This is a genomic window from Bradyrhizobium elkanii USDA 76 (assembly GCF_023278185.1).
GTDB lineage: Bacteria > Pseudomonadota > Alphaproteobacteria > Rhizobiales > Xanthobacteraceae > Bradyrhizobium > Bradyrhizobium elkanii.
Genome location: NZ_CP066356.1, coordinates 4,003,111 through 4,012,673 on the forward strand (window position 1 = coordinate 4,003,111; position 9,563 = coordinate 4,012,673).

Here is a 9,563-nt window from a genome sequence, read left to right on the forward strand (position 1 = left end):
GACGCCGCATGTTTTAGAAAACGCCATGCCTGAGGTCAAACCAGAGATATTGCGTTGGGCGCGTGAAACGGCGGGGCTTTCGCTTGGCCGTGCGGCTGCGGCAATTGGCTTGAAGGACACAAGGAAAGAGCGAGCCGTCGAGCGACTGGCGGCCCTCGAAGAGGGCAGGGCGGCACCGAGTCGTGCCCTGATCTCCAAGATGGCAGAAAAATACCATCGGCCCTTGCTCGCATTCTATTTAGATGCGCCGCCTGCAAAGGGTGACCGGGGTGAGGATTTCCGCAGCATTCCCGATAGGCAAACCGGCTCGGAGGCGCTGGTTGATGCACTGCTTCGCGACGTCCGGGCGAGGCAAGATGCCATCCGCGATCTGCTCATTGACGACGAGGACAATCAGCCGCTCCTCTTCATTGGCTCCATGAGGGTTTCAGATGGTACTGATGCAGTCTTGGCCTCCATAAAAAGTACGCTCAAGCTCGATCTTTCCTCTTACCGCCGTCAATCGTCGCCAGAGAAGGCGTTTGCCTTGCTTCGCTCGCAAGCCGAAGCTGTGGGCATTTTCGTTTTGCTGCTCGGCAATCTGGGAAGCCACCATACCGCAATTGACGTTGAAGCTTTTCGGGGCTTCGCGCTTGCTGACCCGGTTGCACCCTTTGTCGTGATCAACGATCAAGACAGGGTTACTGCTTGGTCCTTCACTCTCTTGCACGAACTGGCGCACCTATGGCTCGGCCAATCTGGCGTTAGCGGGCGTTCGCCCGATCTGCGGATCGAACAATTCTGCAATGACGTTGCAGCTTCCTTTTTGCTTCCTGCGCATGAGCTTGCAAGCGTGGGAGTCACGCGGCGAACACCGACCGAGACGGCAATCGAACTGATAGGAAGATTTGCTGACGAAAATCATGTCAGCCGAACTATGGTTGCCTACCGATTGTATCGAGCCTCGCTTCTCACGGAAGATAATTGGCGTGCGCTCACTGGCATATTTTTGGCCAACTGGCGTAAGGGCAGGGCCGCCCAGCGCGAGCGCGACAAGGATAAGGACGGCCCAAACTACTACGTCGTTCGGCGCCATCGCTTGGGGAATGCACTAATTCAAACTGTGAGCCGTGCATTAGATAGCGGCGTCCTCACGCCGACCCGCGCCGGAAACATCCTTGGTGTCAAGCCGCGCAGCGTTGCACCTCTTCTCAGTCCCATTTCAAGCGGCAATCGAGCCGCGTAACGAGGTTGCATGCCGCTCTACCTCGTTGATGCCAACGTGCTGATTACTGCGCACAACCAATATTATCCAATCGACACCGTTCCCCAATTTTGGGATTGGCTCTTACATCAAGCCGAGAACGGCGACGTGAAAATCCCGTTTGAGATTTACGAGGAGATCAAGGTAGGTGGCAAAGACGGTAATAAAGATATTCTCTACAAATGGGTTGCAGACAGCTCCGTCAAAAAGCATTTGCTGCTAGACGAACAGGTTAACCCGGCGCATGTAGCGAGGTGCACAAAGATCGGCTATGCGCCCGATTTGACGGACGATGAGTTGCTACGGATGGGTCGTGACCCCTTTCTAATCGCCTATGCGATGGCCGCGCGCGACCAGCGTTGCGTCGTATCAAACGAAGTTTCAGCTCCAGCCAAAAAGCGACAAAATCGAAAAATTCCCGATGTGTGCTCTACTATGGGAGTGCAGTGCTGCAATGTGTTCGCGATGACCCGCGCTCTTGGTTTTAAGACGGATTGGAAGAAATAGAAGAAGGGCAGCAAAGGATCAATCGACCGCCCTTTCTTGCTCGCTCAAAGAGTTACCTGACATGGCGGCGGACGCTGCTAAACCACCTGATAAAGCAATCCTAGACGAGCGGGACGCTCCGCAAGAGGAAACCGTTGTATATGGTGCGGTCGGTCGGTGCATCTATTGCGGAGACAGTGGCGTGCGCCTGACAAAAGAGCACATCATCCCATACGGGCTTGGCGGTAGGCATATTTTGCCACAAGCAAGCTGCGTTTCGTGCGCAAGAATTACCGGTAAGATAGAGCGTGAATGCTTGCGAACGATGTTCGGCGATTTGCGCTTGCTGCGGAATATCAAACGCCGCAAACGAAAAGCTAAAGACGCTTATGCCCCCGGACCTATGTTTGCTATGGTCGGCGGACGCCTAAAACCATATCCGGCGCCGAAACCAGCCGAGCGCCTAACCACCGCAATGATGTACGCCTTTCATGAGCCGACAATTTTAAGCGGCCAGACGCCGCTAACTAGAAAGGATCGCCCCTTCGAGCACGGTTGGGCTATTTTGGGTCTTGGGAATGAGGCCGGGATCGCGCTGCAGGCCGCGACGCCCGATCTTTCAAGAGTTCATTCTATGGCCAATTTTCACCCCACGATCTTCTCGAAGATGTTAGCGAAAATTGGTTACTCGTATGCCGTGGCGATTGCTGATGGCAAATTCAAACCCATCATTGGTCCAGCAATTGTTGGCAAAGAGCCGTGGTATTTTGGTTTCTTGGTAGGAGGCAACCCAAATCCAGTTGCCCCCAGCAAGTTCCTGACTGAGCTTCGATTGCTGCGTTGTCCAAGCGCAATAGGCAAAGAGTACTTGATGGCCCGCATCCGAATTTTCGGTGACCTAGGCGCGCCCGTTTATGATGTCGTCGTCGGCGAGCTGTAGGCGATGCACGTCAGCACAAACAGAGAATTCTCGTCCGCAGTCGCTAATCGCGTGCGCTATCCACACCCCGACCACAGGTATCTCGCGGGACTCGCAAGCCCCAACGGATTGATAATTTGCCGACCGCTCGCCGCTGCGCTTTGATGGTCGGCATGGGCTCTAAATCCCGCGAATACCTATTCGGCGCACAGGTCCGCGCCACCGCTGAGCAAGCCGCCAAGGCCCGCCGAAAAGCCGACCGGCTCGCGTGCGAGGCGTGGAACGCCCGCATGCTCGCCTTTCAGGGGCCAGCTCAGCCGTCACCCGCGCTAGGTGACGCCCTCAACGCGGGCTACGGGTACCTTGAGGTGAAGTGCCTAGGCTGCGACACACACCAGAGTGTGGCGCTCGACATCGTGCGCCGACCTAAGACGACGCCCATTCACGAGTTAGAGCGGTACATGCGGTGCAAACTGTGTTCCGAACAGCGCGGTTATCCCTTCAAGCGAAGCCATCTGATCGCGCTGCGACCGACCAAGATTTCAGCCAACGATCCGCCATCGAAGTGGTGGCCGGGTGAGCGCTAGATCAGCGACGTGGCTTGAGCATCTTTTGACGTTGGAGCTGCTGCATGGAATTGAACGATTTACTGGCTGGAAAGGGCATCGAGCCCAGCGGCGTGCTCGTCTTTCGCCATCGTCCGGCCGAGCCGGAGCTGAACAAGGTATTTCCCCTGATAGCCGCCGACCGGCCCGATCTGTTCAATGCTTACCAGCAGACCAACAGCGAAAAGGTCGAGAACGCGATGCTGTCCGCGTCGCACATTGCGTCGTTTATTCGGCATGGGCCGGGCAAAGCATTGTTCATCGGTCTGTACGCCATCGGCAAGTCGAAGTCTCTCACGCAGAAACAATTTTGGAGCGTTCCCGCCTATGCCGAACTCGGCAAGTTGGGCCTGCGAGCGTTTGTTACCGGCCGTCGATCTTCCTGCCTTCGCTTCGATCTGGATTTGCTCCCATTCTACTCCGAATGGAAAGGCAAACTGATCATCGACTGGCCGCCGCCCGAACGATCTTGGTGGCGTCGCGCTCATCGCAACCAGATGCGAGTGCACGCGGTGCTGGAGGAAAGCGCGCTTGAGACGGCGATGCAGAGATGGGACGAGATCGACCTCACTTGGAGCCAGCTCACCAGCTTGCCGAAACGCTGGCAAGCTCGGCTCTCTGAATGGCGAGGTATCTACTACATCTTCGACACGTCGGACGCGAAAGGATACATCGGCTCGGCCTATGGCGCGGAAAACCTGTTTGGCCGGTGGAGGCATTACGGGGCCTCGGGTCATGGTGGCAACCGTTTGCTTCGAAAGCGTGACCCGTCGAACTTTCGATTTACAATCCTCGAACTCGTTTCCCCGGCGATGCCACCGGAGGAAGTCATTCGGTTGGAGAGCAGTTGGAAGGAACGACTGCATACCCGCCAGCCCTACGGCCTCAATGACAACTGAGGTTGGCGCACGGGAGTCTGAACTGCATCATGTGCAACCTTTATTCGATCACGACCAACCAAGCCGCAATCCTCAACCTGTTCCGCGTGGTCAACCGCTACGTCGGCAATCTGGCTCCGATGCCGGGCGTGTTTCCGGACTACCCCGCGCCCGTGATCCGAAATGCCGCCGATGAGCGCGAGATGATCATGATGCGCTGGGGTATGCCGCCACCGCCGCGCACTGGCGGACCACCGGTCACCAACATCCGCAACACCTCATCACCGCACTGGCGCGGCTGGCTCAAGCCCGAGGGCCGATGCTTGGTGCCATTCAACAGCTTCGCCGAGTACGCGCCGGAGCCTAACCCGGAGACCAAAAAGAAGGACGTGGTGTGGTTTGCGCTCAGCGACGACCGACCGCTCACGGCCTTCGCTGGCATCTGGACCGAATACAAGGGCGACCGGGGTACCAAGTCCAAGCCAATCCCCGGTCCGCATCTCGTCTACGGTTTTCTGACCACTACAGCTAATGCGATCGTTGAGCCCATCCATCCGAAAGCCATGCCCGTGATCTTGACGACCGACGCGGAGCGTGACGTGTGGATGCGCGCGCCGTGGGATGAGGCGAAGGCACTTCAGCGGCCGTTGCCGGGTGACGCCCTCAAGATCGTGATGCGTGGGGCTGACAAGGAGGACAAAATTGTCGCAAGCGGACCGGAGGACTGATGTTCAATCTTCATAAAATGAAGTCTTTCGATTGGCCTTCGGTCCCAGTGCAGGCAAGGTGACGCCCGGTGCTGGACGGGCGTCGCAGCGAAGCTTCGGCGGATCATCGGTGTGGTGCAGGCCACCGAAGTAGAGGAACTGGCTAAGGAAAATTTCTAATGCTGACTGATATTTTTGCCCATCGTTACGCACAGCCCCGCATGTGGGAGACGTTTTACGAGGAGCACCGCCGCCTTCTCGTGCAGGGCTACCAACTTCTGAATGATATTTGTCCGTATTATGTGGACGGCAACGAGGACAAGCGCGGCAAGGAATTTTGGACGCTGATACACGACCTGCTAGCGAGAGAGCTTGGCCTGAAAGAACTATCTCCGCCGTACGTCGGCTACTACAACAAGCAAAATCAATGGCAGGGCTATCACCCTAGCAGGGTGCAGATGTGCGAGACGTGGATGCTGGAGACTTTCGACGGCAAGACATCGGCTGACCGCTTTGTCAAGGAGCGGCTTAGCCTCGTCGAAATCGGCTTTCGTGAGCACGAGAAGTTCTTGGCGACGCTGAACGCTAACCTAGCTGGAAATATCGCAATCGCTGAGGGGTTCGACCGAACGGTCACCAAAGGCGTCGGCTTGCTGATACTCGGCAACACCGCCGATGCGGTACGAGCGAAAAATGCTAGCTTGAACGCCAAGTTTCAGGGGGCCGTGAACGAGCTAAATGCCCGCTTTCGCCAAGCTAACTGCCAGTTGCACTACCACAACGGCTTTATTCAAGTCTCTGAGGACCAAACGGTCGCGGAGGAGATCGAGACGCCGTTTTGGCGGCTGGTGGCGGAGCCGAAGTGGCACAACGTTGACCACGACATGAAGGAGGCTATTGATCTGCGCGATACGGGCGGGCGCGATCCGGCTCTCTATGCCGCGCGCTCTCTAGAAAGCACCATCAAGATTATCTCGGGCGAAAAGCAGTTGACCACAGACAAGGAGAAAGGCGCTCACAACTACATTGATAACCTGATGGGCGCGAAACTCATCGAGGTGTGGGAGATGGAGGCGCTGAAGCACTTCTTTACGAAAGTCCGCAATCCGTTTGGACACGGCCCCGGCGCTGCCCCCATGCCCAGCCTCACTGATCAGCAGACCAATTGGGCTATCGAAAACTCGATGATCTGGATCAAAAGCCTTATTCGCAGGATGTGACGGACACCCTATGGACTACCTAGAAATGCTTCGCTCAATACTCGCCGCTCTCATGCTTCTCGCCGTCGATCGCGTCGATTTCACGATTGCCGGATACGCTGACTAGATTTCGCGGCAAGAGAGGCCTCTATGAAAAACAGCCCTCCGAAGAGGGGCTGTTTGCTGTCGGCGATCGTCCAAGTCCTTTATGCGTAATTCACCTTCGCGCGATCACACAGCGACTCGATGTACGCGACTACTTCCTCCGCGACATCATCATTGCCGATGATGCGGCGGAGTTCACGGTCATCAATCTGGACGACGCCGACACCATCGGCGGGAATGTCTTTGCGAGAGAGAACTGCATACTTGCGGGGCATGAATATCTCCAATGGCTGAAAGCTCACGGATGGCAAATTGAGTCCGAGCTTTGGAGTTGGCAAGTCCAGTGAATTCGGGCAGGGCAAAACCACGTCAAGCCGCGCTTACTAACATGTCAAGTGGTGCGGAAGTGTTGAGAAATTCCCGACATGCACTGCGCGCGCGTCAAGTAGCGTAGCTATGAAAACGCAAAAAAAAGCCCTCGCAGTGCCCGAAAGCACAGCGAAGGCCAGCATGTTGATTAAAGCTTTTCGTCTTCGACTACCCAAGAGCGATGATAGCCAGACCAAACCAGCCGCTTGCCTATGTAGGCGATCCTCTCCGAGTGGTAGCGCGGCCGTGGTTCGTCATCGCATGGGCAGCGGTAAACATTAGCGCCGACGACGCCGATAGCCGCACCCTCGGCAACGATCTTTCCGGCGATACGCATTGCAGCGGTCTCGCTGAGAGCGCTGCACACAGCGTCGAAGTCGGGAACGACGCGGCGATCGTCGCGGACTGCGAGAGGCAGAACCTCGAAGGTGTAGGTCATCGGCGCACGCTTGCAGTGCGCCACGGTGCTTTCCGATCGCCGCGAAGGTAGATCGCGATGCGATGGTGTCGGGCACTGTCGAGGTCTCGTCCACTCTTGCGGGCATCGATCGCTTGGGCGAGATGCCAGTCGATGACGTTCTGGAAAATCTCTTCGTGACTTGCTTTGTGCATTGCGTTCCTTGGTTGTGGGCGAGCAAACGAAAGGGCTGGCATCGCGCCAGCCCATTCCGGTAGATCGGGTAGCAGGGTCGCGACGAACCCGAATATGTTAGCTGTCCTGTGAGGCCATCGCCATCGGGCGACCGCGATTGAGCTTCGCTTCCTTGAACATCCCGCTGACCTTCGCTGACGTGCGAGTGCCGCGCGGCATGTTGTGAAAATCGACACTGAGCGAAGCGTGGCCGAGTAAACCGCTGCCGTGGCTGCTCTTGAGGTGGTTGCGGATGATATGGTCCGAGAGCCGGGCACCGTGACGCTCGGCGTTGATGTGCTGCTCGATCATCTGGCGATAGGCGTGAGCCGCCCGCCGTCCACCGGGACCAGCCGCCCAATCGGTGAACTCGTTGAGGCCGGTCCGGTCCCGGACCGAGATGTGGTCGCGGGCAGAGGCCGCGCTGCGGCGGGAGCCGTTCGGATCGGTCGGCATTCCCTGATCGGTGTAGCCGTGGATCGTATCGCTGCCTGCCAGAGCCTTGGCGACCAGCGCATCGTACTTCTTGCCGCTGCCGTTGCGCATCGCCGCCACGATCCGCGCAAAGCTTGCCTTGCGCATCGGGCCGTAAAAACTGGGACTGAGCGTCTGAGCGAGCGACTTGCCGGTGTAATCAGCCCGGTTCATCGCGGCTTCAAGGCTCTGCAGAGGGGTACCCTCTGTCGCCATCATGGCCTTGACGCGGGCCATGACGTTCGGGTCCTTCAGCTCCTTGGCGAAGCGGGATCGGCGGGCTTCGAGGAAGTCGGAACCGATCAGATGGGAAGTGTCAGCTCCGGCATCGTCCGGAATGACTCCTCCACCGCCTCCGGAGCCGCTGGGTGAGTCAGATCGGCTTCCGTGGCCGCCAGTGCCACCGCTGCCATAGCCTCCCCAGCGGCCTACGACGGCGCTGTTAAAGCCGCCGCCCTCGGTGGTGTATGAGGCGTTGGTGAAGCCGCCGCCAGCACCGGCAGACTTCTCACCCATGAGTTGGCGGAAGGCGTCGAGAACGCCGTCACGTACACCACGGTAGAGCGGGTTGCTCCGGTCGCCACCGAGATCGGAAAAGAACGCCGACTTGTGATACAGACCGTGAGGATCAGCCATGAATGGCACCACAGAGCCGCGCTTGGTCTCCGGGCTTGAAAAGTAGTCGTGAAGAGCCTCGCCGGGCGTCTTTTTCAGGAATGGGATGTTGGGACCGTCCCAAATCTTCTTGAGGATACCGTACAACGCCTTGGCGTCCCGGATTTCGTAATTGATTTGCTTACCGAAGGCGTCGGTAGCCTCTGTGACCTTTTCGATCGCGGTGACGGCTTCTGGGCCGTACATGTTGATCAAGTCGCTCCAGAAATGCTGCTGGGCAATGGCGAGATTGGTGTATGCGTCATCAAGCTTTGACAGCGTATCGAGGTTCAGGGCGTGCTTTGCAGCTTCGTTCATGCTCTCGGCGAGAGCCTTGCCAACCTCTTCACCGTTCTTGGAGGCGATGCGGGGATCGATGTGGAAGGCTTCCGCCAGCTTGCGGCGCTGGTCGATCGGGATGCGGGTATCCGTGAGCGACTTCATGATGCGCTCGGCGGCTTCTTGATAGTTGCGAGCGCCTGCGACTACCTTTTCAAGCCACGGCAGCGCGTTGCCGAAGGTATCGGTGAGGCGCTGCATCTCGGCAGCGTTGCCACGGCGGAGTTTGTCAAGGGTCTCGCCGGTCTCGCCGATGAACTCATTCGCCTTTGACGCATCCATGCCGAGGCGGGTGAATGCCTCACTCATGCCCTGCACGAATGTCGCTGAGACGTGGCCGCGCTTCACCGTATCGTTTAAAAGTTGGTACTTCTCAGCAGCACCCTTGATCTTCTCGGCGAGCTTTCCGACGGCCTCGCCGACGCCGAGTGCAGTGACGCCGAGCGACGCCAGAACCGGCACCATGGCGTCGGACAATAAGTCTTTGGCCTTCTCGACTCGCTCGTGAAGCTCCTTCATATGCTTGCTGTGCTCACGAGCGGCTTTGCTTCCTGTCTCGTGCGTCTTCCTTGTCTCTTCGCCGAGCTGTTTATAGCTCTCCTGAATCTTTTTCAGGACTCCGGTACTTTTATCGACCACTTCTGCGACAAGGCGCATGGTCTCTTGTTCGGACATTGATTACTCCGTGTTCGCGCCGTTGCGCGTGGAATGTGTGTGTGGTGGGCAGCGAGAGCCGCCGATCCGAAAGGCCATAACTGACCGGCGGCTCGATCGCGCCTACGCCGAATGACGATGGTGACCCTGCAGGTAGATGACACCATGCAGCAAACATCTTCGACGAACGCTGGAATTAGGCATGCGCGGAGCGTTGAGGGAAGGAATAGGGAAAAACCTCAACGCTCCGCCACCGCCATCGACCTGCACAGGGCTAAAACCGATGCGCAGGGAGCTGAA

General features: G+C 57.6%; 10 protein-coding genes. 8 read left to right on the plus strand and 2 right to left on the minus strand.

All coding sequences use genetic code 11. The features are described 5' to 3' along the window. The first annotated feature begins 25 nt into the window (after positions 1-25). The 8 genes from JEY66_RS19365 to JEY66_RS19400 all read left to right on the plus strand — a co-directional run bounded on the left by JEY66_RS19365 (position 26) and on the right by JEY66_RS19400 (position 6,489). Positions 26-1,225 (plus strand): XRE family transcriptional regulator, encoded by a 1,200-nt coding sequence (locus JEY66_RS19365; protein WP_018272258.1) that lies wholly within the window; start codon positions 26-28, stop codon positions 1,223-1,225. Positions 1,226-1,234: 9 nt separating this feature from the next. Then, the gene (locus JEY66_RS19370) at positions 1,235-1,750 is read left to right on the plus strand and encodes a DUF4411 family protein (protein WP_018272257.1); all 516 of its coding nucleotides are present in this window, start codon (positions 1,235-1,237) and stop codon (positions 1,748-1,750) included. A 61-nt stretch (positions 1,751-1,811) separates the two neighbouring features. Further along, complete coding sequence (locus JEY66_RS19375) at positions 1,812-2,669, plus strand: HNH endonuclease (protein ID WP_129965122.1); 858 nt, start codon at positions 1,812-1,814, stop codon at positions 2,667-2,669. A 152-nt stretch (positions 2,670-2,821) separates the two neighbouring features. Continuing rightward, on the plus strand, positions 2,822-3,235 hold the full coding sequence (locus JEY66_RS19380; RefSeq protein ID WP_026192926.1) for a hypothetical protein: 414 nt from the start codon (positions 2,822-2,824) through the stop codon (positions 3,233-3,235). Between the two features lie 44 nt (positions 3,236-3,279). Continuing rightward, positions 3,280-4,152 carry a GIY-YIG nuclease family protein gene (locus JEY66_RS19385; protein ID WP_018272254.1) on the plus strand — a complete coding sequence of 291 codons (873 nt, stop codon included), beginning with the start codon at positions 3,280-3,282 and terminating at the stop codon, positions 4,150-4,152. Positions 4,153-4,181: 29 nt separating this feature from the next. Further along, positions 4,182-4,859, plus strand: coding sequence for an SOS response-associated peptidase (locus tag JEY66_RS19390; RefSeq protein WP_018272253.1), 678 nt, complete (start codon positions 4,182-4,184; stop codon positions 4,857-4,859). A 158-nt stretch (positions 4,860-5,017) separates the two neighbouring features. Beyond that, entirely contained in the window at positions 5,018-6,058 is a 1,041-nt protein-coding gene (locus JEY66_RS19395; protein ID WP_018272252.1) for an AbiJ-NTD4 domain-containing protein, read from the plus strand. Positions 6,059-6,144: 86 nt separating this feature from the next. Beyond that, entirely contained in the window at positions 6,145-6,489 is a 345-nt protein-coding gene (locus tag JEY66_RS19400; protein ID WP_041482668.1) for a hypothetical protein, read from the plus strand. Between the two features lie 170 nt (positions 6,490-6,659). On the opposite strand, the gene JEY66_RS19405 is transcribed toward JEY66_RS19400, so the two are convergent. Beyond that, the gene (locus JEY66_RS19405) at positions 6,660-6,950 is read right to left on the minus strand and encodes a hypothetical protein (RefSeq protein WP_018272249.1); all 291 of its coding nucleotides are present in this window, start codon (positions 6,948-6,950) and stop codon (positions 6,660-6,662) included. Between the two features lie 270 nt (positions 6,951-7,220). Further along, the gene (locus tag JEY66_RS19410) at positions 7,221-9,284 is read right to left on the minus strand and encodes a methyl-accepting chemotaxis protein (RefSeq protein WP_018272248.1); all 2,064 of its coding nucleotides are present in this window, start codon (positions 9,282-9,284) and stop codon (positions 7,221-7,223) included. Positions 9,285-9,563: the final 279 nt, after the last annotated feature.